The organism is Arthrobacter sp. K41 (genome assembly GCF_059089645.1).
In genome coordinates, this window is sequence record NZ_JBNHEW010000004.1 from 96,015 (window position 1) to 121,687 (window position 25,673).

At 66.2% G+C, this 25,673-nt stretch carries 24 protein-coding genes; 16 read left to right on the plus strand and 8 right to left on the minus strand.

Going from position 1 to position 25,673, the window contains the following annotated elements; all coding sequences use genetic code 11:
- Positions 1-148 precede the first annotated feature (148 nt).
- From AC5RTE_RS11060 to AC5RTE_RS11070, 3 genes are all read left to right on the plus strand, one after another.
- A complete protein-coding gene (locus AC5RTE_RS11060) occupies positions 149-1,471 on the plus strand; it encodes a reticulon family protein (protein WP_494041444.1) in 1,323 nt (440 codons plus the stop codon).
- A gap of 66 nt (positions 1,472-1,537) precedes the next feature.
- Complete coding sequence (gene nth, locus AC5RTE_RS11065) at positions 1,538-2,332, plus strand: endonuclease III (RefSeq protein ID WP_494041739.1); 795 nt, start codon at positions 1,538-1,540, stop codon at positions 2,330-2,332.
- Positions 2,329-3,006, plus strand: a complete 678-nt coding sequence (locus AC5RTE_RS11070) for an NUDIX hydrolase (protein WP_494041445.1) — start codon at positions 2,329-2,331, stop codon at positions 3,004-3,006. Before nth ends, AC5RTE_RS11070 begins: the two co-directional genes overlap by 4 nt.
- A 66-nt stretch (positions 3,007-3,072) precedes the next feature.
- Here the strand turns inward: AC5RTE_RS11070 and AC5RTE_RS11075 are convergent, their stop codons facing one another.
- The gene (locus tag AC5RTE_RS11075; protein ID WP_494041446.1) at positions 3,073-3,264 is read right to left on the minus strand and encodes a YegP family protein; all 192 of its coding nucleotides are present in this window, start codon (positions 3,262-3,264) and stop codon (positions 3,073-3,075) included.
- 173 nt (positions 3,265-3,437) lie between these two features.
- Entirely contained in the window at positions 3,438-5,156 is a 1,719-nt protein-coding gene (locus tag AC5RTE_RS11080; protein WP_494041447.1) for a bifunctional 3'-5' exonuclease/DNA polymerase, read from the minus strand.
- 136 nt (positions 5,157-5,292) lie between these two features.
- Between AC5RTE_RS11080 and ssd the strand changes: the two genes are divergently transcribed.
- From ssd to AC5RTE_RS11115, 7 genes are all read left to right on the plus strand, one after another.
- Entirely contained in the window at positions 5,293-6,492 is a 1,200-nt protein-coding gene (ssd, locus tag AC5RTE_RS11085) for a septum site-determining protein Ssd (RefSeq protein WP_494041448.1), read from the plus strand.
- Positions 6,489-7,754, plus strand: a complete 1,266-nt coding sequence (locus AC5RTE_RS11090; RefSeq protein WP_494041449.1) for a TadA family conjugal transfer-associated ATPase — start codon at positions 6,489-6,491, stop codon at positions 7,752-7,754. Before ssd ends, AC5RTE_RS11090 begins: the two co-directional genes overlap by 4 nt.
- Positions 7,751-8,611 (plus strand): hypothetical protein, encoded by an 861-nt coding sequence (locus AC5RTE_RS11095; protein WP_494041450.1) that lies wholly within the window; start codon positions 7,751-7,753, stop codon positions 8,609-8,611. The genes AC5RTE_RS11090 and AC5RTE_RS11095 overlap by 4 nt, the downstream gene beginning before the upstream one ends.
- Entirely contained in the window at positions 8,608-9,228 is a 621-nt protein-coding gene (locus tag AC5RTE_RS11100; RefSeq protein ID WP_494041451.1) for a type II secretion system F family protein, read from the plus strand. The genes AC5RTE_RS11095 and AC5RTE_RS11100 overlap by 4 nt, the downstream gene beginning before the upstream one ends.
- A 278-nt stretch (positions 9,229-9,506) precedes the next feature.
- Positions 9,507-9,857 (plus strand): DUF4244 domain-containing protein, encoded by a 351-nt coding sequence (locus tag AC5RTE_RS11105; RefSeq protein WP_494041452.1) that lies wholly within the window; start codon positions 9,507-9,509, stop codon positions 9,855-9,857.
- Entirely contained in the window at positions 9,854-10,429 is a 576-nt protein-coding gene (locus tag AC5RTE_RS11110; RefSeq protein ID WP_494041453.1) for a TadE family type IV pilus minor pilin, read from the plus strand. The genes AC5RTE_RS11105 and AC5RTE_RS11110 overlap by 4 nt, the downstream gene beginning before the upstream one ends.
- A complete protein-coding gene (locus tag AC5RTE_RS11115; RefSeq protein ID WP_494041454.1) occupies positions 10,426-10,794 on the plus strand; it encodes an Rv3654c family TadE-like protein in 369 nt (122 codons plus the stop codon). Before AC5RTE_RS11110 ends, AC5RTE_RS11115 begins: the two co-directional genes overlap by 4 nt.
- Positions 10,795-10,859: 65 nt before the next feature.
- Here the strand turns inward: AC5RTE_RS11115 and AC5RTE_RS11120 are convergent, their stop codons facing one another.
- Together AC5RTE_RS11120 and AC5RTE_RS11125 are read right to left on the minus strand one after the other, a co-directional pair.
- Complete coding sequence (locus tag AC5RTE_RS11120; RefSeq protein ID WP_494041455.1) at positions 10,860-13,235, minus strand: DEAD/DEAH box helicase; 2,376 nt, start codon at positions 13,233-13,235, stop codon at positions 10,860-10,862.
- Between the two features lie 82 nt (positions 13,236-13,317).
- A complete protein-coding gene (locus AC5RTE_RS11125; protein ID WP_494041456.1) occupies positions 13,318-14,010 on the minus strand; it encodes a GNAT family N-acetyltransferase in 693 nt (230 codons plus the stop codon).
- 170 nt (positions 14,011-14,180) lie between these two features.
- Here AC5RTE_RS11125 and trhO point away from each other — a divergent pair, with 170 nt between their 5' ends.
- On the plus strand, positions 14,181-15,074 hold the full coding sequence (gene trhO / locus AC5RTE_RS11130; protein WP_494041457.1) for an oxygen-dependent tRNA uridine(34) hydroxylase TrhO: 894 nt from the start codon (positions 14,181-14,183) through the stop codon (positions 15,072-15,074).
- A gap of 65 nt (positions 15,075-15,139) precedes the next feature.
- On the opposite strand, the gene AC5RTE_RS11135 is transcribed toward trhO, so the two are convergent.
- Both AC5RTE_RS11135 and AC5RTE_RS11140 read right to left on the minus strand, forming a co-directional pair.
- A complete protein-coding gene (locus AC5RTE_RS11135) occupies positions 15,140-15,688 on the minus strand; it encodes a DUF6023 family protein (RefSeq protein ID WP_494041458.1) in 549 nt (182 codons plus the stop codon).
- Between the two features lie 62 nt (positions 15,689-15,750).
- Positions 15,751-16,227, minus strand: coding sequence for a DUF6023 family protein (locus AC5RTE_RS11140; RefSeq protein WP_494041459.1), 477 nt, complete (start codon positions 16,225-16,227; stop codon positions 15,751-15,753).
- 67 nt (positions 16,228-16,294) lie between these two features.
- On the opposite strand from AC5RTE_RS11140, the gene AC5RTE_RS11145 reads away from it, so the two are divergent.
- The 5 genes from AC5RTE_RS11145 to proC all read left to right on the plus strand — a co-directional run bounded on the left by AC5RTE_RS11145 (position 16,295) and on the right by proC (position 23,501).
- On the plus strand, positions 16,295-17,956 hold the full coding sequence (locus tag AC5RTE_RS11145; RefSeq protein WP_494041460.1) for a DUF7059 domain-containing protein: 1,662 nt from the start codon (positions 16,295-16,297) through the stop codon (positions 17,954-17,956).
- Positions 17,957-18,080: 124 nt separating this feature from the next.
- Positions 18,081-20,807, plus strand: coding sequence for a type I DNA topoisomerase (gene topA, locus AC5RTE_RS11150; RefSeq protein ID WP_494041461.1), 2,727 nt, complete (start codon positions 18,081-18,083; stop codon positions 20,805-20,807).
- A gap of 61 nt (positions 20,808-20,868) precedes the next feature.
- The gene (locus AC5RTE_RS11155) at positions 20,869-21,321 is read left to right on the plus strand and encodes an SseB family protein (protein WP_494041462.1); all 453 of its coding nucleotides are present in this window, start codon (positions 20,869-20,871) and stop codon (positions 21,319-21,321) included.
- 71 nt (positions 21,322-21,392) lie between these two features.
- Positions 21,393-22,379, plus strand: a complete 987-nt coding sequence (locus tag AC5RTE_RS11160) for a Ppx/GppA phosphatase family protein (protein ID WP_494041463.1) — start codon at positions 21,393-21,395, stop codon at positions 22,377-22,379.
- Positions 22,380-22,667: 288 nt separating this feature from the next.
- Positions 22,668-23,501, plus strand: coding sequence for a pyrroline-5-carboxylate reductase (proC, locus tag AC5RTE_RS11165; protein ID WP_494041464.1), 834 nt, complete (start codon positions 22,668-22,670; stop codon positions 23,499-23,501).
- Here proC and AC5RTE_RS11170 read toward each other — a convergent pair.
- Complete coding sequence (locus tag AC5RTE_RS11170) at positions 23,498-24,136, minus strand: potassium channel family protein (protein WP_172801511.1); 639 nt, start codon at positions 24,134-24,136, stop codon at positions 23,498-23,500. The two genes, proC and AC5RTE_RS11170, sit on opposite strands and share 4 nt — an antisense overlap.
- A 40-nt stretch (positions 24,137-24,176) precedes the next feature.
- Entirely contained in the window at positions 24,177-25,607 is a 1,431-nt protein-coding gene (locus tag AC5RTE_RS11175; RefSeq protein ID WP_494041465.1) for a TrkH family potassium uptake protein, read from the minus strand.
- Positions 25,608-25,673 lie beyond the last annotated feature (66 nt).

Below are 25,673 nucleotides of genomic sequence, written 5' to 3' on the forward strand. Positions count from 1 at the left end.
TTGACTAGGCTGAGATGGAATTGTGACTTCACCGCGGACTGTCCTTTCCGGGCGGGCCAGGCAAGGGCCCGGGACGGGCAGGAACCGCTGTACGACGGCACGGTTTCGGGGTTACGAGCCCCGGTGCCGCCACGCTAAGGAGAACAGAATGAACCAGCAGAGTTTCGGCCAGAAAACCGGCCCCGACACAGAGGCAGGCTCCAGCGCCACCGGCGCCGGTCCGGCTTCGGGCGCCAGCCGGCAGGCTTCAACCGTGGTCAAGGGCGGCGCGAAGGCCCACCAGACGGTGCTGGGTCCGTTCACCGTCCGCGACCTGGCCGTGTTCGCCGCCACCGTCATCCTGTTCGTCGCTTCCCTGCTCCCCATCTTCGGCGGACGGTACAACCTGTGGAACCTGAACAACCTCTTCTTCCTGGGCCTGGGCATCGTCCTGCCGTTGGCAGTGAGCGCACTCTTCGCCGCGCGGCGGCTGGCCCCGGGCACAAAGATCCGGATCGGTTCGCTGTCCATTGACCAGTTCGCCTCGGTGGTTGCGTCCTTCGCCGTTGCCTTCTTCTTCCTGTCCGTGGCCGGAGCCTACGTTCCCAGCCTTCTGGTGGGCCTGATCGGCGCCGTGGTGCTTTTCGCTGTAACGGTCCTGGGCCGGTTCCTTCCGTATATCTCCCCGGACTTCCAGGACCGTGCCGACGCCCCGGCCCATGTGGTGGCCCGCGAAGCTGCCGTCCCTGCACAGAAGCCGCGGGCGCCCAAACCGCCCAAGACTGAATCCGGCAAAGCAGACTCCGGCAAGGCTGTGGCCACGTCCGCCAACGCGACCTCAGGCGGAGTACTGTTCACCGGTGCCGGCGCCGGTTCTTCCGCAGTGCAGAGCGGCACCTCACACCATGCGCCCGCAACAGCAGCGGTTCACACCGCCGGAGCCGGCACCCAGGCTACGGGCACCGCTCCGGTTTCCAGCGGAGCCTCCAGCCTCGCCTCCGCAGGCGACCCGGGGCCGGCAACCCAGGCTGCCGACGTCGTCCGTCCCTCTGCTGCCCCGGCGGCCGAAGAGACACAGCTGGGAGACATCCCTGCTGCAGGGGCCGCTGCCGCCCACCGGCCTGCTGCCCACCAGCCTGCCGCCAACCACGACGGCGGGGCCTCGGTTGCGGCCGCGGCTCAAGGCACGTGGGAGCCGCCCGCTGCCACTGCGGTGCACCAGCAGGTCCGCGTCGAAGAGCCTATCGGGGCGACGGTGGACCCCTCGAGCCGGCCGGAGCAAGTGGAGGAACAGCCCATCCACGAGGCATTCTGGTTTGCTGTGGCGCAGCACCGTACCGCCTTCGACCCACGCACCGGAGCCCCCGCTTTTGTTATCGAGCCCGGTGGCTGGGTGCTTGCGCTCGAAGATCGCGGGCATGAGTTCCTGGTCCAGCACACCGACGGGCGGCTGGGCGTGCTGCGCGATCTCAGCAATATCGAGCGCGGCTAACACATGGCCTCGCCCCGGGGTCCAAAGGCCGGCGGAGCGGCAGCACCCGCCGGCCCCGCTGGCGGCATGCCCGCAGTCTCCGGGGAGTCGATGCTTGGCCTGAAGCGGCGGGCAAGGCGCATCAACAGGGCGTTGGCCGAGAAGTACCCCTACGCGCACGCGGAGCTCGATTTCCGCAATCCGTTCGAGCTGTTGGTGGCTTCTGTCCTGTCGGCACAGACCACTGACGTCACCGTCAACCAGATCACTCCGCTGCTGTTTGCCCGGTTTCCGGACGCAAGGTCCATGGCGGAAGCGGACCCGGCCACGATCGAAGAGATCATCAAGCCCACGGGCTTTTTTCGGGCCAAGACACGGAACCTCCTGGCGTTGTGCACCCGTGTGGTGGACGAGTACAACGGCGTGGTGCCCGGGCGGCTGGAGGATCTGGTGACGTTACCGGGCGTGGGGCGGAAGACGGCCAACGTGGTGCTGGGCAACGCCTTCGGGATCCCCGGCATCACGGTGGACACCCACTTTGGCCGCCTTGCCCGCCGGTTTGGCTGGACCCGGTCCGAGGACCCGGTCCAGATCGAGTACGACGTCGCCGAGCTTTTCGACAAGCGGGACTGGACCATGCTGTCGCACCGGGTGGTATTCCACGGGCGCCGGGTGTGCCATTCCCGGAAACCTGCCTGCGGCGCCTGCCCCGTGGCGAACTGGTGCCCCAGCTACGGCCTGGGCGAAACGGATCCCGCCAAGGCGGCGAAGCTGCTCAAATACGAACTCGCGCCCGGCAACGAAGCCCTGTTGTCACAACTGCTGGCCGAAACGGACAGGGCCGCCGAAATCAGGATGGAATCTCAAAAGAGGGCACCTTGAGCGCCCGTGACGACCTGATCGCCCTGGCCCGCAGGGCGGCCGCCGGTTCTGCTGACTCCCCTGACCCCCTCTGGGCCGCGCTCACCGTTGATCCGCAACTGGCACGCAGGGCTGCGGTCCTGATGCTTTTTGGTGCCCTGGATGACGTTCCGGCCGTTTCCGGGAAACCGCTGGCACCGGCAGACCTTGACGTCCTGCTCCTGGAGCGGGCCCACACCCTGGGGTCCCATCCCGGACAGGTGGCGTTTCCGGGCGGCAGCATTGACGCCCTGGAAACACCGGTTCAGGCAGCCTTGCGCGAGGCGGAAGAGGAAACTGGCCTCGACTCGGACGGTGTTGAAGTCCTTGGAACCCTGCAGGAGCTCGGCCTCGCCCACAGCAACTTCCTTGTCACCCCGGTGCTGGGGTGGTGGCGGTCGCCCTCGCCTGTCCATGTGGTGGACTACGCCGAGTCCGCCCAGGTGTTCCGGGTGCCCGTGCGGGACCTGCTGGATCCGGACAACAGGGTTATGGCCACCGTCCACCGGGCCGGGCGTACTTTCGACAGCCCCGCTTTCACCGTCAACGGTGTGGTGGTGTGGGGGTTTACCGGAATTGTCCTGAACGGCCTCTTTGAACAGTTGGGCTGGGCCGTGCCGTGGGACAGTAGCCGGGTCCATCCGATGGGTGTGTGACGTTCACGGACCGGGGGATCCGTCCGGTTGCCGGTATCGCCGTGCGTCCTTCCGCCTCGGCCGGTGTCAGGCCTGCTGTTTGCGCAGATCCACTACTACTCCCGTGGCCGCATTTTCGCGCATGGCGTTGATGCCCTCCAACACTGTGTTGAGGGACTTGAAGTTTGGTGAAACGGCAACGATGTTGCCTTCCCCGTCCGTCAGCCGAAGCCGGTACGACTCGTCCCCTACCCGATGAATTTCAAACCTGCCCGCCATAAGCCGGACCTCCCCTTGGTGTGCTTCGTTGCATCAACCTTCGGACCGATCTGTTTCAGTCACCAAGAGACTGTAACCCGCGTCACCGCGCCCCCGCGAGCTACTGCCGGGTAGATTACTTCCCTCGACATGCTGCTCGGCGGGGCCTGGTTTTGCGTATTCCGGGCGTGGTTCTACTTTGCGTGGTCGTAGGAATCCACTACCGCCACACTGACTGGAAATTCCACGGGAACAGGTCCGAACAGGAGGTTCTTGGCCGCGCTGGCGGCGTCCTCGATTGCCTTGATACACGCACCCGCCAGGTGCTCAGGCGCGTGGACCATCACTTCGTCGTGGAGGAAGAAGACCAGCTCCGCCCTGACCGGCCCTTCCCCGCCGACGGTGCGCAACCGGCGTCGTAATTCCGCGAGCCAGCACGCAGCCCAGTCCGCCGCGGAGCCCTGGACCACGAAGTTCCGCGTGAAGCGCCCCCTGGAACGGGCAAGCGAATCCGCGCGCCGCTGCTCCTCCGCCGACGACGACCGCTGGCTCTGGAACCACCGTTCCGACGGCGGCGGGCTGCTGCGGCCCAGCCTGGTGGTGACGGTTCCGCCGGATTCACCGGCGCGGGCGGCCTGTTCCACAAAATCAACGGCGCGGGGATAGATCCTGGCGAGCTGGGGCATGAGGCGTCCGGCATCACCGGAAGTGGCTCCGTACATTGCCCCCAGCAGCGCCATCTTCGCTTTTGCCCGATCGCCGCCGAACCCTTTGGCGGCGATGCCCGCGTAGAGGTCCTGGTCCCTCGCGGCCTCGGCCATGGTTGAGTCCTTGGCCAGCGCCACCAGGACACGCGGCTCAAGCTGTGATGCGTCCGCGACGATGAGCTTGCAGCCGGGGTCGGCGTGGACGGCGCCGCGGATCTGGCGCGGTATCTGCAGGGCGCCGCCGCCCCTGGACGCCCAGCGGCCTGAAACCACGCCGCCCACCACGTACTCGGGGCGGAACCGGCCGCCGGACACCCACGCATCCAGCCATGCCCAGCCGTTGGCCGCGTGCAGCCGCGAAAGCTTTTTGTAGGCCAGCAGCGGGGCGATGGCGGGGTGGGTGGATTCTTTCAGCTCCCATTGCCGGGTGCTTTTCACCTCAATCCCGTTCCGGTGCAGGGCGCGCATCAGGTCCTGCGGGGAATCGGGGTTCAGGGTTGGCGCATTCAACAGGTTGCGCAGTTCAAGGTTCAGGGCCTCGAGCTTTGCCGGGCGATGGCCCATGGGCGGACGGGGGCCGAGGTAACCGGCCAGGATTTGCTCATGGAGGTCCTCCCGCCAGGGCACTCCGGCGTGCTGCATCTCAGCGGCAATCATGGCGCTGGCAGATTCGGCGGCCAGGAGAAGCTGAAGCCGGTTTCGCCGGTTCTCCTCGCCGCTGACGGAAGCGAGGGCGGCCTGCTGGGCGACGTATTCTTCCCGGAGGTCCCCGAGGGTATGCCGGGGCCCGGCGTCGGTGTCAGGATTTTCGAAAAGGGCGTCCTGTTCCGGTGGCGGCGGAGGCGGCTGCAGGGCCCGGGGCGGTTGTTGCGGATCGTCGAGGGTGACCTGGTCCGCGTTTGCCGCGTATTCGGTGTGGGCGGTGAACTGTGAGTGTGCCAGGATGTTGCCGCACAGGCTCAGGTCGTGGCAGCGGTCCAGTTCCGCCCCGGCCGCCAGCAGCGCCGGGTACCAGTCCTGTGTCCGGTGCCAGATCCAGCGGGGATGCTGCCCGCCCTGCGGCCGGCGTTCCAGGTCCTTGACGACGGCGGGAAGTTCCCGTGCGGGAACGGGGCGGGGTTCGGGGTTGGATGGATGGGGGTGGCCCGTTTGGGTGAGTTCCTGCAGAACCGCGCCCTGGGGGTGGGCGGCCAGCAGGAGATACATGTTCCAATTCTGCCTTGTCTTTGGAGTGGTGAGGTCCTGATTACTCTTCCTGCGCAAGGCTGCTGTCTAAACCGGGTTGTGCACATACGGCCTGCCTTCCTTATCCGCCGGCCGCCCGTCCGGGGACAGTGGTTCCATGAGCAGGCACCAGCTGACCCCATCCGATTCTGATCCCGGCCGGTCCGGGCCCCCGTTCCGGCGGCTTCCTGTTGAGCTCCCGCAGACTGGTCCGGCCCGGCCCGGGAGTCAAGGAGGGAGCGGCGCGGCCTGGCTGCCGGACGGCGCGGAAGAGGTACTGCTGGTTACCTCGTCGGCCTTGTTGCGGGCCGAAGTGGAGCGTATCGTCGCCGCGGCCGGTGCCCACCTTCGTGTGGTGGCCGATGCCCTCGAGGGCGGCAGGTACTGGGACGGGGCTGCGGCAGTTCCGGTGGGCAGCGACATCCGGGAGCTCCCGCCACGCCGGCGCGCACCAGCCGTCCTGGTGGGCCTGGACGGTGAAGGGGACAGCTTATGGCACCTGGCGGCAGCACTGGGAGCGGAGCGGGTGGCGGTACTGCCGGATGCCGCCGCATGGCTCGCCGATCACCTGAGCCGGTCCCGGTCGCCCGGTCCCGGCGGCATGGTCCTCGGGGTAACCGGCGGGTGCGGCGGCGCCGGAGCCACCACTGCCGCCGTTTGGGTGGCCCAGGCGGCCGCCGGGATGGGAGCGCGCGTACTGCTGGTTGACGGCGACCCGTGGGGCGGCGGACTGGAACTGGCTATTGCAGCGGAAGAGAGCCCCGGGCTGCGCTGGCCTGATCTTTCTGAAGCCCGCGGCAGCATCGATCCCGGCCAGCTGTCGGATTCGCTTCCGGTTGCCGGAGGGTTCTCGTTCCTGTCCTGGCCGGCCAGCCGGGAACAGCCCCCTCCCGTGGCGGCCGCCACCACCGCCGGAGTCCTTGACGCCGCACGCCGCGGCTACGAGCTGGTTGTTGTCGACATCGGCAGGGGAACGGGGCCGCTGCAGACCTATGCCTGGGACTGCGACCGCATCATGATGGTGGTTCCCGCCCAGCTGAAGGCCGCCGTCGCAGCGGTGCGTCTGATGCAGGAGTTTCCGCCGATTGAGTCCACACTTTTGGTCCGTGGCAGGCCTGGTGCGGCGCTGGACGGATCACTTCTTTCCGAGGCCATCGGGCTTCCCGTGCAGGGACGGGTGCCGGAGCTCCGTGGTGTCAGTGCGGCAATGGAATCCGGCCGGCTCCTGGACCTGGGCAGGCGGCGGTGCGTCCGGCGTTTTGCTGCATCGGTGCTCGATGCCCTCGGGGACGACTTGGCGGCAGAGGAACTCGGATGAAGCAGCAGCCGTCCCCGCATGGAGCGGGAGCCGCGGACGGACTGCGGCGGCGGGCCCGGAACATCGAGGCCCAAGGCCGTGATTTGCGGCGGGAGGGCCGCCTTCCGGTTGATTCCGGGCTGCTGGAATCGGTCCGGGAGTCTATGATGGCGGACGCCGGGGTGGTGACTCCTTCGCGGGTGGCAGCGGCGGTACAGGCCACTGGCAAGCTGCTGGGCACGGCCGGTTCACTCGCGGCGGTGGAGCGGATCAGCGCCGAGCTAAACGGGTTGGGGCCTCTGCAGCAACTTACGCGGGATCCGTCAGTGACCGATATTTTCGTCAACGCACCGGAATCCGTTTGGGTGGATCGTGGCCGTGGCATTGAACGTGTCCCTGTTGTTTTCACTGACGAGGCGCAGCTGCGGGCGCTTGCCTGCAGGCTGGTCGCTGCGGGAGGGAGGCGCCTGGATGACGGCTCGCCCTGCATGGACGTGCGGTTGCCGGGAGGTTACCGCGTCCACGCCGTCCTGCCGCCGGTGTCCACTGGGGGCACCCTGCTCAGCGTCAGGATCCGCCGGGAGCGGGTGTTCACCATGGAGGAACTGCAGGCCGCGGGACTGTTCGGGCCGTTCGTCAAGGAAGTCCTGGAGAAAGTACTGGAGCATCGGCTCAGTTTCCTGATCAGTGGCGCCACGGGATCCGGCAAGACCACCCTGCTGTCCACCTTGCTGGGGCTTTGTGCCCGGGAGGAGCGGCTGGTCCTCATAGAAGATGCCTCCGAGCTGAACCCCGTCCATCCTCACGTGGTTTCCCTTGAGTCCCGCCACGGGAATCTTGAGGGCGGCGGGGAGGTGGGCTTGGGTGAGCTTGTCCGGCAGGCCCTGCGCATGAGGCCGGACCGGCTGGTGGTCGGGGAATGCCGGGGGGCCGAGGTGCGGGAACTGCTTACTGCGATGAACACCGGCCACAGCGGCGGGGGCGGAACCATCCATGCGAACACTGCCACCGCGGTTCCGGCCCGCCTGACAGCGCTTGGTGCGCTGGCAGGGTTGAGCCCGGACGGGGTGCGTCTTCAGGCAGCCAGTGCCCTTGATGTGGTGATTCATGTCGAGAGGACCAGCCGGGGCAGGCAAGTGTCCTGCATTGGCCTGATTGACGACGGCCCCGGCGGCCTGCGTGTCCTACCGGCGCTGGAAATCCATGCAGCGGTTTCCGTTCCCGGCCAGGGATGGCCGGCTCTCGCCTGCCGGCTTGGACTCGATCCGGGGGAGCAGCTGTGACGGTTGTTCTTGCCGGCGTCCTGGTGCTGGCGGTGGTATTGGTTCTTTGCCCGCCGCAGGGCGCGGCATCGAGGTTTCGCCGCGCAACTGGTGGTCCTGCGCATACAGCGCCTGATGTTGGCTGGCCGGGGCGGATCCGGCAGGTCAGGGCTGGAGTCGGGAAAGCGGCAACATCCGCTGCCGGGGTACCCATGACGGTCGTGGTTCAGCAATTGGCTGCACTGCTCAAGGGAGGGCGCACCCCCGCCCGGCTTTGGGACGAGCTGTGGTTTGTCTATGGCGCTGCACGGCCCGGATCGCACGGCCCGGCCAGGCTCGGACCTGGCTCGGGGCAAGACCAGGTGCCGGCGCCGGGGGCGGTACAAGCGGCAGGGGTGCCCGCCCGCGGCTTAACCACCGGGTCGGTTGTAATGCTGGCAGCAGCCCGGGCAGCTGCCGGGGCGGGGACCCCGGTATCGGAGGCCATCCGCCGCTCTTTGCCGGCAGTCTTCCCGCGGCCCAACAGGGAGTTCCGCATCTGGTCGGAACTGGCAGCGTGTTTCGACATCGCAGAAGCAAGCGGTTGTCCCCTGGCCGACGTGCTCACCAGGTTCGCGGCGCAGCTTGAGGTCGAGGACGACGCCGATGCTGCCCGGCAAACCGCCTTGGCCGGGCCCAAGGCCACGGTCACTTTGTTGACCTGGCTTCCGCTCATGGGACTGGGCCTTGGAATCGCCCTCGGCGTGGACCCGCTGGCGATATTGCTGGGCACTCCGCTGGGGCTCGCAGCGCTCGCGGCCGGCGTGGCGCTGACCGTTGCGGGTAGGGTGTGGTCCGCCAGGCTGGTTGCCGCTGCGGCCGGCGGGGGATTGCCGTGACGGGTCCTCTTGTTCTGGCAGCCGCGCTTTTTCTTACCCTGGCCGCTGTGGCTGGTCTCCTGAGTCCCCACGGAGGCAGGGCACGGAAGCGGCTGCTCAACCTGGAGCCGCGGGGGGCCTCTGGCCGGGACACCGGTTCACGGGAGGCGGACGGGCGGACCCGGAACCGGGCCGGTCCCGATGGCCTGAAGGACACCGCCATGATGCTCGAACTGGTGGCGGCGATGCTGGATGCAGGCTCTGGCATAGGGCGCTCACTCGAACTGGTGACGGCCTCTGCTTCCGCACACTACAGCGACTCCCTCCGGCCGGTTGTTTCGGCGCTCGCGATCGGTGCCGACTGGGAGACTGCCTGGCGCAGCTCGGCTGTCCGGCTTCCCGAGATTCTGGAGCTGCGGGATGCATTGGGGTTTGCGGCACTGACCGGGGCCCCGTCGTCCGCAATTCTGTACGCCCAGGCCGCGAGGCTCCGCCGGGAAAGGTTTCGTGCCGCGGAGAAGCGGGCGGCCTCGCTGGGCGTGAAGCTGGTGGTCCCGCTGGGGCTGTGTTCGCTGCCGGCCTTCATCTGCCTGGGCGTTGTACCCGTTCTGCTCGCCCTGGTGCCGTCCGGTCAGTAATACCGCGAGGCCTTCGGGCCAGTAACACCGCGGTGCCTTCCGGCCAATGACGCCCTGGTCCCGTCCGGCCAGTAACCGGAACAGCATGCCCGGCAGATCAAGCCAGACAGCCGGAGGGACGGCTCCGGCCGTACTGGCATGGTCCGCTCTTTCCCTCCACAGAGGGGAACCCAGATGGCTTTTCCACTTACACAAGCGCGGGCCTTATCGCTTCGAGCGCGCCGCGGAAGAGTCGAAGCAGCCGGCAACCCTGCCGGCCAACCGAAAGGAAACACCACATGTCCATCAACCAGGACCGCCACTTCGCCACCGGAACTGCAGCGCTCGCAGCAGCCCGATCAAACACTAAACGGCGCTTCAGCGGCGGCGGGCCCCTTTACTCCCGACAGGCCGTCACCCCTCCATTGCCGGCAAACGTCGTCGAGCTCTACCCCGGAGCAGCTGCCGCCGGTCATCGTTTGGGCGCCCGCCGGTTGCTGGGGTCGGAAGCGGGGATGGCCACCGCTGAATACGCCATCACCACTCTCGCGGCTGTCGGCTTTGCCGGGCTGCTGGTCTTCATCCTTCGCAGCGAGGAAGTGCGGGGGTTCCTGCTGAACCTGATCCGCACGGCGCTGGCCTTGCCATGACCGGCGTCCCGGACCTGCTGCAACGTTGGCTGCCCCCAGGTCCGGGCAGCCGGACGGCTCCGGCGCTGCAGGCCGGAGCGGCTGCTGGTCGCGCGGCGGTAGACCGTTGCCCCAGTGGCGGCCTCCTGCGGTTGGCAGATCGCTGCAACAGCCACAGCACCAGCAGCTGCAACGGCCACAGCACCAGCAGCTGCAGCCGCAGCCGCAGCCGCAGCAGCAAGCCCGCAGCGTCCCGCGGTGCGGTCACCGCAGAGTTCGCTGTAACACTGCCAGCCGTCCTGCTGCTGCTTGCCATGCTCCTCGCGGGTGCGGCGGCCGGTATTACCCAACTGCGGCTGGAAGAGGGAGCGCGGGCCGGCGCCCGGGCACTGGCGCGTGGTGATGATTCCGCCACTGTGCAGAAGGTTGTCCGGACCCTCTCAGGAGCGTCAGCCTCGGCGGTAGTTGCAACAGAGGGTGAGTGGCTCAGCGTGACGGTCACAGACCGGGTAGGCGGCCCACTAGGGGCCTCTGTTCCCTGGACCCTTACCGCCCGCGCTTCAACGCGCAGCGAAACGGCAGCAGCAAGTTGACGGCGGGTGCAGGCCAGGGCACGGACAGCCGGGAACGCGGATCCGGAAGTGTCCTGGCCGCGGGACTGGCTTTTGTCATCATGATGGCCATAGTGCTGTTGCTGCTTTTGGCCCAGTCAGCCGTGATGGCCAGCAGGGCGGCTGCGGCGGCTGATCTTGCTGCCCTCGCCGGGGCTGACGCCTTGCGCGGCATCACGGACGGGGACCCTTGCGCGGTGGCTGCGGAGGTCGCTGCCCGGCATGCGGCCGCCCTTCGCAGCTGCTCGGAGGGAGAGGGAAGCACCCTCGAAGTCATGACTGAGCTTTCGGCCAGCTCCATCCTGGGTGCAGCAAGCGCCCGTGCCCGGGCAGGACCTCCCCCCTAACGGACGGTCCTTCCGGAGGCCGCCCGGGCTGAAGCACGGGAACCTTCCTCGGGCTGGGCTCCGGATCAGCGCCCGGCGTCCACGCTGACTTCGCTGGCATCGGCGGCGTTCTTCAGCAGAACATCGAGCAGGGTGACCGCGGCTGCTTTGTCCAGGGGGTTGTTTTTGTTCCCACACTTGGGCGACTGAACACAGGAAGGACAGCCGGATTCGCATTCGCAGGCCTTGATGGCGTCCCGTGTAGCGGCAAGCCATGTCTGCGCCTTGTCGAATCCGCGTTCGGCAAAACCGGCCCCGCCGGGGTGCCCGTCATACACGAAGATGGTGGGCACTCCGGTGTCGGCATGCAGGGCAGTTGATACCCCGCCGATGTCCCAGCGGTCACTGGACGCCACCAGGGGAAGGAGACCGATGGCTGCGTGTTCTGCGGCGTGCAGTGCACCCGGGAACTGGGCTTCAATCAGTCCGGCCGCGGTGAGGGAACGGTTGTCCACCAGGAACCACACTGCCTTGGTGAAGAGTTCCCGGGCGCCGAGGTCAAGCGGTTCCTCACCGAGGATCTCGTTGGAAATCAGGGCCTTTCTTTGAAAGGAGACCACCTGCGTGGTGACTTTAACGTCGCCGAAGTGCAGTGAAACGTCGCCCCATCTGGCCGTGCGCTGGGTTTCCAGCACCTCAATCTGCGTCACGTCCCGTGCCGTGGTGTAGTAGTCCGGGTTGGCGCGACGGACTACTACACAATGGTCGTCCTCGTTGAGGTCCTCCACCACGTAGCTGTCGCCCTGGTGGATGTAGACCGCACCGGTGTGCGCCTGGTAATGGGTCTGCGGAGAGTCCATCGTTCCGAGGAGGGAGCCAGTATCAGCGTCGACAATGCTCACCGGGCCGCCGCCGTCAGCCCGCAGGTTTACCATTGCCGCGGCGCTCTGGGAATGGGTCCAGAACCAGCCCGCAGGCCGGTGGCGAAGATATCCCTGAGCTACCAGGCGGTCCAGGAGCCTCTCGGCGGTGCTTCCGAACAGGTCAAGCTCGCCGGCACCGAGCGGAAGTTCGGCCGCGGCCGCGCACAGGTGCGGTCCCAGCACGTATGGGTTCGACGGATCGAAGACAGTCGCTTCAACCGAGACGTCGAAGATTGCCTCCGGGTGGTTCACCAGGAAGGTATCCAGTGGATCGTCACTTGCCACAAAGGCCGCGATCGCGTCCTGTCCTGCCCTGCCTGCCCGCCCGATCTGCTGGAACAGCGAGGCTCTGGTCCCTGGCCAGCCGGCCACCAGAACAGCGTCCAGCCCGGAAATGTCGATGCCCAACTCCAAAGCGGAGGTGCTTGAAACACCCAGGAGCCGACCGGAACGGAGCGCTTTCTCCACAGCCCGGCGTTCTTCAGGAAGGTATCCGGAACGGTAGGCAGCCACACGCTGCGGCAGGCTGGGATCCACCTCGTCCAGCAGGCGTTTGGTGATGGACGAGATCGTCTCGGCTCCGCGCCGGGATTTGATGAAGGCTATGGTGCGGATCTGCGCTGACACCAGGTTGGCGAGCAGGTCCGCAGTTTCAGCAACAGCGGTGCGCCGCTCCTTAGCGCCGTTCTCGCCCTTCACCTCGGTCAAGGCAGGTTCCCAAAAGGCAACCGTGGTGGCGCCGTGCGGTGAGCCGTCCTCCGAGACCGCCTTGACGGGTGCCCCGATAAGCCGGGAGAAGGAAACATCAGGGTCCGAAGCCGTCGCGGAGGCTGCGATGAAGACAGGTTCGGGAAAGGCTGACCCTGCTCCGTAGTACGCGCAGATCCGCCGCAGCCGGCGCATCAGGTTGGCTACGTGCGAGCCGAAAACGCCGCGGTAGCTGTGGGCCTCGTCAACGATGACATAGCGGAGGCGGCGGAAAAACCCAGCCCACCAGGCGTGGTTCGGAAGTATGCCAAAGTGCAGCATGTCAGGATTGGCCAGGATGAGGTTCGCGTGGTCGCGGATCCACCGCCGGGAAGCCGGGTCGGTGTCGCCGTCGTAGGTTTCCGCCCGGACGGTGGGCAGCTTCAACGCCCTGATTGCGTTCAACTGGTCAGCTGCGAGTGCCTTGGTGGGGGACAGGTAAAGGGCCACCGCGCCGTCGTCGTGGATCTTTCCCGGGTCGGCAAGAACGCGCAGTTCGGAGCGGTGGATGGCATCCAGCGCCGGCATCTGATAGGCGAGAGACTTTCCGGAAGCGGTTCCGGTAGCAACGACAACATGCTCTCCGCCGTGGGCAATGTCCGCCGCTTCCACCTGGTGGCGGTAGGGCTTGTGGACACCCAGCAACCCGTAGGCGGCCACCAGATCCGGGTGAACCCACTCCGGCCACTGCCCGTGGATGGCTTTCCGGGCGGGGATGGTCCGGACATGACGCAGCTGCTCCGGGTCCGGGCCGCGGCCCAGCAGGGGTATCAGCGAGTCGTGGGGGTTCACCCCAATATTGTTTCACCCCGGGGCTTACCGGCAGGCCCGGTTCGCCGTCGGTGTAACCGGCGAGGCGGGCCTGGGGCCGGGGTTAACTCAGCGAGAGATCGGCCCCGTCGCGGGATGACGAGAGCATCAGCACGCGCGAGACGGTGGTCCAGCCAAGGTGGGAATACAACTTCTGGCCGTCGAGGGAAGCCAGCAGCAGACCTGTTTGGACATCATGTTCGAATGCCTGCGCCGCCAGTGCGCGCATGATGAAGCTTCCCAGACCACGCCGCTGGAAGGCCGGTTCGGTAATGATTTTGTCGAACACTGCGGTATCGCCCACCACAAAAACGCGGCCGCTGGCTGCAAGGGTCTCCCCGGAACGGACAACAGCGTAATGCACGCCGTCCTGCATCGACGTTGTCAGGGCCAGGTCATCGTCGGACAGCCAGGGATCCTCGGCATCCTGGGTTTCCATGTCCACAATCATCATGGCCTGGGAGTCGGAGGTGACGTTCAAACCATGCTGCAGGGCAAGGACCGAATAGCGGGCGAGGTCGTTGCTCAGGATGGTCAGACCCCTCGCCGGCACTTCCGCAGTCTTTGCAGCCAGGGCTGCAAACTCCGCATCCGTAGGCTCGGATGCGAACAACTCCCACTCGCCGGTGGTGTCGGCCCGTAGCGCGGCGGGGAAGCGGCCTTCGGCGGACGTCCGGTAGCCGCGGCAGCCTGCCCAGCCGGCGACCCATACTTCGAGAAGGCCAGTGATGTCATTAACCATGGTTTCCGGGCTCATGGGATGAGACTATTCCAGCGCAGTCACAAGCAACAGGGGTAGGCAGGGCGGGAGGCCCGGTGCTTATGCAATTGTGATGCGCCGTCACAACGGACGCAGTGACGGTTCACTGCCGTCCGTGAAATACGGGCAGGCGGGCTGCCGGAATCGCAGCCGGTACCCTTAAATACGTGGCTTTGAACCGAATTGTGCTTTTTTACGGCTTTACCCCCATCGCTGATCCGGACGCTGTGCGGCTCTGGCAGCGCGCCCTCTGCGAGAAGCTGGGACTTACCGGGCGGATCATCATTTCCAAGGACGGCATTAACGCCACGGTGGGCGGCGTGATCGGCGCCGTCAAGCAGTACGTCAAGACCACCCGGGAATACAAGGGTTTCCATGGCATCGACGTTAAATGGTCCGACGGCGGTGCGGAGGACTTTCCCCGGCTCAGCGTTAAGGTGCGGGATGAGATTGTCTCGTTCGGCGCGCCAGGTGAACTCCAGGTGGACGCCAACGGCGTAGTGGGCGGCGGCGTGCACCTTAAGCCCGAAGAACTGCACGAACTGGTCGATGCGAAAAAGCAGGACGGCGAAGAGGTGGTTTTCTTTGACGGCAGGAACGCCTTCGAAGCCCAGATCGGCCGGTTCAAGGACGCAGTGGTCCCGGATGTCGCCACGACCCACGACTTCATCAAGGAGCTCGAATCCGGCAAGTACGACTCCCTCAAAGACAAGCCCGTGGTTACCTACTGCACCGGCGGCATCCGCTGCGAGGTGCTTTCCAGCCTGATGGTTAACCGCGGGTTTAAGGAGGTGTACCAGCTGGACGGCGGCATTGTCCGGTACGGCGAAATCTTCAAGGACCAGGGCCTGTGGGAAGGCTCGCTGTACGTGTTCGATAAGCGCATGCACCTCGAGTTCAGCGAGGACGCCAAGACCATCGGGCAATGCACCCGCTGCGCGGCGCCCACCAGCAAATTCGAGAACTGCTCCAACCCCAGTTGCCGCACCCTCACCCTGTATTGTGCCGACTGCGCTTCCAGCCCGGAAACCCTGCGGTGCCCGGAAGGCTGCTCCGCTTAGGGACCACCAGCCGCGTCCCCGGGACTTACCCCACGGAAAACGAACGGGCATCGCACAGACATGCGTCACAGGCGCCGGAGGCGGTAGGCGTAATTGGCGCCCGTCCTGGACTCCACCGTGATGCTCAAAGCTGTCTCCGCGGAAAGATAAATGACGTTCTCGCGGTTCACCCCGCACCGCAGCCCCAGCTCCACCAGCGTCAGCGAGTCGCTCTTTACCGTGAAGGTAACCCGCCGCTGGCTTCGGCAGGTCAGCGCGAGTGCGTACGTGCCGGTTCCCACCACGGCTGTGTTTTCAGTCCGGACTTTGCCTGCCGCCAGGAGCCCGGCTCCGGCATGCACCACCGGATGCCCGGTCTCCGGCAGGGTTCGGGCCACCCAGGCGCCAAGCTCGGCTTCACTGACGGGCTCGCGCTGCAGCGGATCCCGGGTAAACACCGGCGCCGGGGCCACCGTTTCACCCGCGTCGGCCGCGCCGCTCCAGCTCCGGCCGTCGTCGTACGTGTATTCACAGCCGCCCAGCGCCAGGCCGGCCGCCAGCACAACACCGAGAACGGCGGCGGCCGCCGGATTCCGCGTCTGCCGCGCACGGACTGACCGCCCCTGAAAAGGCACGGAGCACGTCCGCACTCTGGGCATAGTCCGACTGTATGCCCGGACGCCGCCGCGGACCAGACTTATTCTGCGGGCGCCAGTTGGTATGCGTAGATCAAGGGGGAGTCCACGCTGGAGGTGCTGACTTCCAGCCTCCCCGACTGCGGCAATGTGATTTTGGTGATTTCCCGGCTGCCGTTGCAGGCCGCACCGGCGTCCACCACAGCTTCCCCGTCCAGGGATACCGCAAAGAAGGCCTTGCCCCCGCCCTCGCAGGTGGCCGTCAGGGTATACCGGCCGGCCGGTACGTCGGCCGCCTCCTGAACGATGCGGTCCCGGTTGAGTATCTTGCCGGCATCTTCGATGACGGTGCCGGAACCTGTGGGCAGTGCAGTAGCGCGCCACTGCGGAACGTCCGCGTTTTCGATCGAGACCACGGGCGAGCACCCCGCCAGCACCAATGCAGCGATACCCGCCGGCGCACAGGCAGTAAGCAGGGATCGCTGCGGGCGGGCGGGCTGCTTCCGGGCGCACGGAAGGCTGGAAGGCAGTGGAGGCATACCTCCACGCTACCGCCTTGGCCCCAGCCCCGGTTCCCAGCTCCCGGTGCCGGACTAAACTTGGGCAGTGCCTAAATCCCCATATGAGTTCACCGACGGCAACACCCCCGACGCTCCCCGCAGCGACCTTCCGGAGCTGCTCGCCGCACTTGCCGCTGACCTGCGCCTGGTGGGTTACACGCTCGACGGTGTGGCCGGGCTCCTCGGCGAACCGGCCTACGGTGCGCTGAACCGGGACCAGCTCATTCCGGCCCTGCTGGCTGCCGACCGGGCTGTGCGGCAGGACGAAGGCAACGCGGCGCTCGCCGCCGTCGTCCGTCTCTGGCTGCTCGCCGAGCCGCAGACAAGTGCAACGCTCGACGCCGCCCTGCCGGGCATTGGCGCCGAGGGCCTGCAGGAGCTGGGGCTGGTGGAGCCCGTTCCTGGCAGTCCGCTCCTGGCAGCCAAGGCTGACCTCCGGCCCTACGGCTGGGAGGGCACCGAGGATGACACCACAGGCGGCAGCGGCGGGGCGGAACTGTGGGTGGCCAGCGACTTGGCGGCACACCAGCAGGAAGGCGTTCTCCGCCATGACCACGTTCTGGGCATCGGGCAGGCGTCCACCACCCTGGTGCAGACCACATTCCGGCAGCACACCGAGCGGGCACTGGACCTGGGGACGGGATGCGGCATCCAGGCCTTCCACCTGCTGCACCATTGCGGGCACGTCACAGCTACCGACATTTCTGAACGCGCCCTGGCCTTTACCAGGTTTAACATCCTGCTAAACGCCGTGGCGCTGTCCGTGGATCCGGCCCGGCTGGAGGACCGGGTGAGCCTGCGCCTGGGTTCGCTCCTGGAGCCCGTGGCGGGCGAGGAATTCGGCCTGGTGGTCTCCAACCCGCCCTTCGTCATCACACCGCGGAGCGCGGGGGAGGAAGCGTCAGAGCAGTTTACCTATCGCGACGGCGGCCTTCCGGGTGATGAGATTGTGGCAGCCCTCGTGGCCGGGCTGCCGGCTGTGCTCGCTCCCGGCGGAACGGCGCAAATGCTTGGAAACTGGGAAGTGCAGGCCGGCGCCGCCTGGCAGGAGCGCCCTCAAGGCTGGGTGCCCGCCGGGACGGACGCCTGGTTCATCCAGCGCGAGACGGTGGGCCCGGAGGAGTACGCCGAGACCTGGCTGCGTGACGCGTCCGAGGGCCGGGACCGGCAACACTACAAGGAGGCCTACGCCGCCTACCTCGAAGACTTCGAGTCACGCAACGTGGCGGGGATCGGTTTCGGGATGGTGCTGCTCCGGCGCCCCCTTGACCCGGCGCAGGCCGCTTTCAACCGGTTTGAGGAGATCACCTACCCCATTGAGCAGCCGATCGGGCCCCACTTGGGTGCGGCGCTGAACCGCCAGGACTGGCTGGCTGCCAACAGCGTCAGCGACGCGCACCTGCTGGTGGCGGACGATGTCACCGAGGAACGCCACCAACGGCCCGGCGCCGAGCACCCCGGCGTAATCCTGCTTCGGCAGGGCGCCGGCCTGCGCCGGACGAACCTTCTCAGCACCGAACTCGCCGGGTTTGTTTCGGCCTGCGACGGCGACCTGTCCGCCGGGCAGATAGCCGGTGCGCTGGAGGCGCTGCTGGGCGGCGGCGAGGTGGGGGAGGAAGGGTTCGACGCCGGCTCCTTCCGGCGTGGTTTGCTCGCCGACGTAGCCAATCTGGTTCGCGATGGATTCCTGATTCCGGCCGGGGATTAAGGCGCGGAGGGCCTTCCGGGTAACCCCCTTGTTTTCCACATGAATGCGCACAATTCTTCAAAATATGGTGAACTAGGCCAGTATGGGCGCATCTGCCCGAGCAACCTTTTTCTGTAGGAGCACCGTGCCAAGCAAGGCCAAAACCGGCAAGAAACTCGTGATTGTGGAGTCTCCGGCCAAGAGCAAGACCATCGCCAAGTACCTGGGCGAGGGCTTCATCGTAGAGGCCTCCATCGGTCACATCCGCGACCTGCCGCAGCCGTCCGAACTCCCTGCCGAACTGAAGAAAACCTCGGTTGGCAAGTTCGCCGTCGACATTGACCACGACTTCAAGCCCTACTACGTGGTGTCCCCTGACAAAAAGAAAAAGGTGACCGAGCTCAAAGCTGCGCTCAAGGACGCCGACGAACTTTATCTCGCAACCGATGGGGACCGCGAGGGCGAAGCCATCGCGTGGCACCTGCTGGAAGTGCTCAAGCCCAAGGTACCGGTATACCGGATGACGTTCGGCGAAATCACCAAGGAAGCCATCCAGCGTGCCATGGGCAACCTGCGCGATGTCGATTCGGCGTTGGTGGACGCCCAGGAGACCCGCCGTGTCCTGGACCGCCTGTACGGCTACGAGATCTCCCCGGTGCTGTGGCGCAAGGTGGCGCGCGGGCTTTCCGCCGGCCGCGTGCAGTCCGTGGTCACCCGTATGGTGGTGGACCGCGAACGTGAGCGGATGGCCTTCAAAGCCGCCTCCTACTGGGACCTCACCGGCCAGTTCGGCGCAGACGCCGGCTCCTTCAAAGCGAAGCTTGCCAGCGTTGACGGCGCAAAAGTGGCCTCTGGCCGTGACTTCAACGACGACGGCGTGCTGACGTCAAAGAACGTTGCCCACCTTAACGAGGAGCTCGCAACGTCCCTGGCGGCCGGGCTGCAGGACGCAGAGTTCCGCGTCCGTTCCGTTGACACCAAGCCGTACACCCGCCGGCCGGCTGCGCCGTTCACCACCTCCACCCTGCAGCAGGAAGCCGGCCGTAAGCTGCGCTTTTCCTCCAAGAGCACCATGCAGATCGCCCAGCGCCTGTACGAAAACGGCTACATCACCTATATGCGTACGGACTCCTCCGCGCTCAGTGACGAGGCCGTGACTGCTGCCCGGCGGCAGGCTTCCGAACTGTACGGCCCCGAGTACATCCCGGGATCTCCCCGCGTCTACTCCAACAAGGCAGCAAACGCCCAGGAAGCCCACGAGGCCATCCGTCCCGCGGGTGACTCCTTCCGGACCCCCGCGCAGGTGGCCAAGCAGCTCTCCGGCGACGAATTCCGGCTTTACGAGTTGATCTGGAAGCGGACCGTCGCGTCCCAGATGGCTGACGCCAAGGGTTCGACGGCGACCATCCGCCTTGGTGCGGTGGCCTCCGACGGGCGGGACGCCGAGTTCTCCGCGTCCGGCACCGTGATCACTTTCCCCGGCTTCCTCGCCGCTTACGAGGAAGGCAAGGACGAGACCCGCGGCGACGACGACTCGGATGAAGCCCGCCGCCTCCCCAACGTCACGAAGGGCGATGCGCTCAAGGCCTCGGACATCATCGCAGTTGGCCACGAAACCTCACCGCCGCCGCGTTACACCGAAGCCTCGCTGACGGCGGAACTGGAAAAGAAGGGCATCGGACGCCCGTCCACGTACGCGTCCACCATCTCCACCATCCAGGACCGCGGCTACGTCCGGAAACAGGGCTCCGCGTTGGTCCCGAGCTGGATCGCCTTCTCGGTCATCCGGCTGCTGGAGCAGCACTTCAGCGACTACGTGGACTACGAGTTCACCGCGGACATGGAAGGCGACCTGGACAAGATCGCCAACGGCCAGGCTGCGGGTGCTTCCTGGCTGCGGCACTTCTACTTCGGCGAGGACACGGACCCGGGCCTGCTGAGCATCGTCAACAACCTCGGTGAAATCGACGCGCGGGAGATCAACTCCATTCCCATCACGGACGAAATCACGCTCAGGGTGGGCAAGTTCGGCCCGTACCTTGAGAGCTCCGCCGCCACCGTGGACCCGAAGACCGGGGAGATCGTGGAGTCGCCCCGGGCGAACGTCCCGGAAGACCTCGCCCCGGACGAACTTACTGCCGCCAAGGCCATCGAGTTGATGGAGACCGCCGCTCCCGAGGAACGCGTGCTGGGCACCGACCCCCATACGGGACACACCGTCGTTGCCAAGAACGGCCGCTACGGCGCCTACGTCACCGAAGTCATCCCCGAGATGACGGAGGAACAGATCGCCAACCAGCCGGTGGAGTACTACAAAAACGGCAAGCCCAAACCGCCCAAGAAGCCGGTCAAGGCCAAGCCGCGGACCGGTTCGCTGTTCAAGTCCATGACGGTGGACTCCGTGACCCTTGATGAGGCACTGCAGCTGATGAGCCTTCCGCGTGCGCTGGGCGAGGACGCCGAAGGCAACCTCATCACCGTGCAGAACGGCCGGTTTGGTCCGTACCTGAAGAAGGGGACGGACTCCCGGTCCATCGGGTCCGAGGAGGAAATCTTCACCATCACCCTGGAGCAGGCACTGGAGATCTACTCCCAGCCCAAGCAGCGCGGTGCACGGGCGGCCGTGCCTCCACTTGCGGAGTTCGGCCCGGACCCGGTGTCGGAAAAGAACATCGTGGTGAAGGAAGGCCGCTTCGGCCCGTACATCACCGACGGCATCACCAACATCACCGTTCCGCGGGCCACCGCCCTGGAGGAACTGACGCGTGAACAGGCTGTGGAGCTCCTTGCGGAGAAGCGTGCCAAGGGGCCGGTCAAGCGCACCGCCACGCGCAAGGCTCCTGCCAAGAAGAAGGCCACGGCGAAGAAGTAGGGTGGCCCGGCGGGTGGTGAGGGGAATTGCGCCGTGGTCCGCCGCGTGATCATGTAGGTGTATGACCGAACAGCCTGCGCACATCGATCCCCAGCCGCTGAACGACCTTGAGGAGAAGCTCGCCCAGGGCGGACAGCCTGATGCCAGCCCCGTGGACGTCATCCTGTCCTTCCTGAACAGCGAGGTCTACATCGTCAGCTCGGACGGCATCGAGGGCGAGGATTCCCAGGTGGAGCCGCTGGTCCTTGCCAATGCCGACGGCGATCCCGTCCTGGCTGTCTTCTCGCACCCGAGCCGCGTTGACCAGCAGTACCTGGACGCAGCGCCGAACGTCCTCGGCACCCAGGGCGCTGCCATCATCGCCAACATCGGCGAAGAACTCGGCATGGTCATCAACCCGGGCGCCGCCTACGGTTTCGAGATCAACCCCGAAGGCATTGCCAACATCAAGCGCGATTTCAAGCGTGCCGACGAGCTCCCCGACGGCGACCCCTCGGGCCCGGCCGAAAACTGACACTTCCCCTGAGTCGCCAGACATGACGTGCCGGTTGGGCCGGAACCGCCGGACCGGGGAATAATGGCAGCATGCGGCTAGGCGTCCTCGATATCGGGTCCAACACTGTCCACCTCCTACTGGTGGATGCCCACCCCGGCGCGCGGCCAGTGCCGTTCGCGTCGCACAAGCGTCCGCTCTCCCTGGTCCAGTATCTGGAGGCGGACGGCAGCATCAGCGATGCCGGGCAGCATGAGCTCACGGAGTTCGTGCTTGAGGCGTGGGAATTCGCGGCCCGGCACAAGGCCGAGGACCTTCTGGCCTTTTGTACCTCCGCCATCCGCGAGGCCACCAACGGCCCCGAAGTCCTGGCCCGGGTCAAGCACGAAACGACTGTCACACTGCAGGAACTCACGGGCAGCGAGGAAGCGTCCATGACCTTCTTCGCCGTCCGGCGCTGGCACGGCTGGGGCGCCGGCCCCATCCTGAACCTGGATATCGGCGGCGGCTCTTTCGAGATGGCCTTCGGCCAGGACGAACTGCCGGAGGTTGCCACGTCTGTGCCTCTCGGTGCCAGCCGGCTCACCCGGGACTGGCTGACCGAGGACCCGCCCTCGGCGAAGAGCGTCAAAGAGCTGCGGCGCTACATTCAAGCCACGCTCAAGCCCGCTGTCCGCGAATTCGATGGGCTGGGCCGGGCCAACCTGGTAGCAGGGACCTCGAAAACCTTCCGGTCCCTCGCCCGGATCGCGGGCGCGGCCCCCAGCACTGCCGGCCCCTACGTCAAGCGCGAGCTGTACGGGTCCGATCTAGGGGTCTGGGCGCAGCGCATCTCGGCCATGAGCGCGGAAGACCGGCTCCACCTGCCGGGCGTTTCAGAAGCCCGGGCACACCAGTTGCTTGCCGGAGCGCTGGTGGCGGAGGCGGCCCTGGAGCTCTTTAAGTTCAAGAAAATCAGGATCTGCCCGTGGGCACTCCGCGAGGGCTTGATCCTTCGCCGCCTCGACCAGCTGGTGTTCTCCGGGCCGCTGGAGCCTGCGCCGCACGTCGCCCCCGCGGCCATCGGCGCAACGGTCTAACAAAGCCGCAAGACGGAACCGGCGCTTAAAGGCGGAAGCACCGGCGGCCGCGACAGGAAAATGGGGGAAAACCTGTTACGTACGCCGGTGCCCTGGCAGGCATCCCCATGCCTGCCGCATCACTCGCACCCTCAATGAGGTAACAACAACTCTAGGGACAGCACTTGTGAGGAAGCTGCGCCCAACATGTGAGCAACCTGTGAACGCTTTTTCGGAAGTTCCCGGTTAGGGGATTTTGCTGCTGGATATGTTTGGGCGCGGCCTGGTGTGAACTGCAATGATGGAGCCATGAGCAACCGAATCGCCTTTCTTGGCTGTGGGTCCATGAACGAAGCCATCCTTAGCGGTCTGCTGGAAGCCGGGACGGACCCGGCCGACATCGTGGCCACCGTCCGCCGCGCGGAGCGGGCCGCGGAGCTGGCGGAGCGCCACCACGGCGTCACCGCGATCGCAGGCGAGGAGGAACCGGACAACAACAAGCAGGCCGCCAAGGGGTCCGCCGTCGTGATTCTGGGCGTGAAGCCGGCCGGCATTACGGACCTGGCGCGGGAAATCAGCGGCGCCCTTGCGCCGGACGCCGTGGTGGTCAGCGTTGCCGCGGCCGTGTCCATAGCCCAGCTGGAAGCGGCGCTTCCGGCCGGGCAGCCCGTCATCCGCACCATGCCCAACACTCCTGCCAAGCTGGGACGCGGTGTTGTCTCTGTCTCGCCGGGCTCCAACTGCACTCCCGGGCAGCTCCAAAAGGTCAAGGGCATCCTGCAGGGCGCGGGGACCGTCGTCGAAGTTCCCGAGGAACAGGTGGACGCGCTGTCGGCCATCAGCGGCTCGGGACCGGCCTACGCGTTCTATCTTGCCGAGGCCATGGCCGCAGCAGGGGAGGAACTGGGCCTGGACGCGGAGCTCTCCCTGCTCCTGGCCCGGGAAACGGTGGCGGGCGCCGGATTCATGCTGGCCGAGCCGGGCGCGGACCCCTCGGCGCTGCGCAAAGCAGTGACCAGCCCCAACGGCACCACGGAACGGGCCATCGCCACCTTCGACGAGCGGGGCATCCCGTCCATCATCGCCGCCGGTGCCCGCGCGGCGGCTGACCGCGCCGCGGAGATCACCAAACAGCTCGGCTAGGGGCGGGCGGCAAACCGCTCGAGCAGGTCCACGTGGCCGGAGACAATCAACATGTCCCGGGAGGACACCTTGGTTTCGGGCCTGGCATACGTGAAGTCCTCGCCGGGGGACTTGACGCCCACAATCGTCACCCCGTATTTGGACCGGACCTTGGACTCGTCCAGGGTAAACCCGACGGTCTCGCGCGGCGGGTACATTTTCACGATGGCGAAGTCGTCGTCGAACTCGATAAAGTCCAGCATGCGCCCGGACACCAGGTGTGCTGCGCGGACGCCGGCGTCGGCTTCCGGGTAGATCACGTGGTTCGCGCCGATGCGGGTGAGGATTTTGCCGTGGGAAGGCGTGATGGCCTTCACCCAGAGGTGTTCGATGCCAAGATCCACCAGGTTCACCGTAATGAGCACCGAGGATTCGATGGACGTGCCGACGCCTACGACGGCGGAGCTGAACTCCTGAGCACCGAGCTGGCGGAGGGCATCGATGTTGGTGGCGTCGGCCTCCACCACGTGCGTAAGGAGCGGCGCCCACTTCTGCACAAGGGTCCGGTCCCGTTCGATGGCGAGCACTTCGCGGCCCTGCTTCACGAGCTGCTCAGCCGTGGAGGAACCAAAGCGGCCCAGCCCAATGACCAGCACCGGGGCATTATGGGCGGGGCGCCTGGGGGCGTCTGGGGAACTAGCCAATGATGGGCCTCTCTTCGGGATAGTGGTACAGCTGGCTGCGCTGGCGCAGGGCCAGGGCGGCGGCAAGGGTCACGGTGCCCACGCGGCCCATGAACATCAGAGCGGTCAGGACATAAACACCCGACGGCGGCAGCTCGGCACTGAGGTTGGTGCTCAGGCCCACCGTGGCGAAGGCGGAGATGGTTTCGAACAGGACGCGGTCCAAAGACGCTCCACTGATCTGGAGCAGCAGGAACGCGGACACGGAAACCAAGGTGGCTCCTGCAACAATGACCGAGATGGCAACCCGCATGGTGCCCTGCGGAATGGTCCTGCCGTAGACCTTAACGTCGGCGTCACCGCGGGCTTCCGCCACGATGGCCAAAAACATCACGGCGATGGTGGTCACTTTGATGCCGCCCGCCGTCGAGGCTGAACCGCCGCCGGCAAACATCAGTGCGTCGGTCAGGAGCATGGTGGTGGACTCCATCTGGTTCTGGTCCACCAGGTTGAATCCGCCGGACCGCGTCATCACCGACGCGAAGAGCGCATGGGTGAACTTTTCCCCCAAATCCATCCTGCCGATGGTGCGGCTGTTGTCCCACTCCATCAGCCCCCACAGGAACGTTCCTGCCAGGAGCAGTATGAAGGAGACCTGAATGGTGAGCTTGGTGTGCAGGTTCCACTTTTTCCAGTTCAGGCCGTTCTGCTGCAGGACCATCACCACGGGAAAGCCGAGGCTGCCCAGGAACACGCCCAGCATCAGGGGGACGAGGATCCACAGGTCCGTTTCGTAGGGAACGATGCCGTCCGAATGCGGCGTGAAACCGGCGTTGTTGAAGGCTGAAATGGCGTAGAAGATACCATGCCACACGGACTGCCAGAAGGGTTCGCCCAGGGTGAGGAACCGCGGGATCAGGGCAAGCGCAAGGATGGCTTCGATGACCACGGACGTGGTGATGACGATCCGCAGCAGGGTACCCACCTCGCCCAGCCGGCCTGCGTTGTTCATCGATTCGGCAGCAATGATTTTTCCGCGGACCCCAAGGCGCTTGCTCACCATCAACGCCAGCAGCGACGCGAGTGTCAGCGTTCCAAGGCCACCGATGAAGATGCCGACCAGGATTACCAGCTGCCCAAAGAAGGACCAGTGCACCGCCGTCGAAACAACCGTCAGGCCGGTGACGCAGACCGCCGAGACGGCCGTAAACAGAGCCTGGTGCGGCGGGGTGACGACGCCGGCGGCCGAGGAGATGGGCAGGGACAGCAGGAACGTGAACACAAGACACACCGCAGCGAACGCGCTCAGGGCAAGCCTGGCGGGCGACGTGTTGGCAATATCGTCGATGAAGTCGCGGAGCTGTGTAAGAACCCAGAGGCCCTCCCGCTCCTGCGCGGGATGCCAGCTGGCCGGGTTCCGGGGCCTCGACTGGCTTTGCGTCATGTGTGGCTTTTCCTCGGTTTGTTTGGCTTCCCTCAGTAGTAAACCACTTATGCCCGCGTAGTGGCC

Excerpts from the sequence above, each read along its gene's own strand:
- AC5RTE_RS11140 (WP_494041459.1), bottom strand. The coding sequence starts at position 16,227 with ATGCCTCCACTGCCTTCCAGCCTTCCGTGCGCCCGGAAGCAGCCCGCC.
- nth (WP_494041739.1), top strand. The coding sequence starts at position 1,538 with ATGCCCGCAGTCTCCGGGGAGTCGATGCTTGGCCTGAAGCGGCGGGCA.
- proC (WP_494041464.1), top strand. The coding sequence starts at position 22,668 with ATGAGCAACCGAATCGCCTTTCTTGGCTGTGGGTCCATGAACGAAGCC.
- AC5RTE_RS11090 (WP_494041449.1), top strand. The coding sequence starts at position 6,489 with ATGAAGCAGCAGCCGTCCCCGCATGGAGCGGGAGCCGCGGACGGACTG.
- AC5RTE_RS11155 (WP_494041462.1), top strand. The coding sequence starts at position 20,869 with ATGACCGAACAGCCTGCGCACATCGATCCCCAGCCGCTGAACGACCTT.
- AC5RTE_RS11125 (WP_494041456.1), bottom strand. The coding sequence starts at position 14,010 with ATGAGCCCGGAAACCATGGTTAATGACATCACTGGCCTTCTCGAAGTA.
- AC5RTE_RS11110 (WP_494041453.1), top strand. The coding sequence starts at position 9,854 with ATGACCGGCGTCCCGGACCTGCTGCAACGTTGGCTGCCCCCAGGTCCG.
- AC5RTE_RS11175 (WP_494041465.1), bottom strand. The coding sequence starts at position 25,607 with ATGACGCAAAGCCAGTCGAGGCCCCGGAACCCGGCCAGCTGGCATCCC.
- AC5RTE_RS11160 (WP_494041463.1), top strand. The coding sequence starts at position 21,393 with ATGCGGCTAGGCGTCCTCGATATCGGGTCCAACACTGTCCACCTCCTA.
- AC5RTE_RS11060 (WP_494041444.1), top strand. The coding sequence starts at position 149 with ATGAACCAGCAGAGTTTCGGCCAGAAAACCGGCCCCGACACAGAGGCA.
- ssd (WP_494041448.1), top strand. The coding sequence starts at position 5,293 with ATGAGCAGGCACCAGCTGACCCCATCCGATTCTGATCCCGGCCGGTCC.
- AC5RTE_RS11075 (WP_494041446.1), bottom strand. The coding sequence starts at position 3,264 with ATGGCGGGCAGGTTTGAAATTCATCGGGTAGGGGACGAGTCGTACCGG.
- AC5RTE_RS11080 (WP_494041447.1), bottom strand. The coding sequence starts at position 5,156 with ATGTATCTCCTGCTGGCCGCCCACCCCCAGGGCGCGGTTCTGCAGGAA.
- AC5RTE_RS11105 (WP_494041452.1), top strand. The coding sequence starts at position 9,507 with ATGTCCATCAACCAGGACCGCCACTTCGCCACCGGAACTGCAGCGCTC.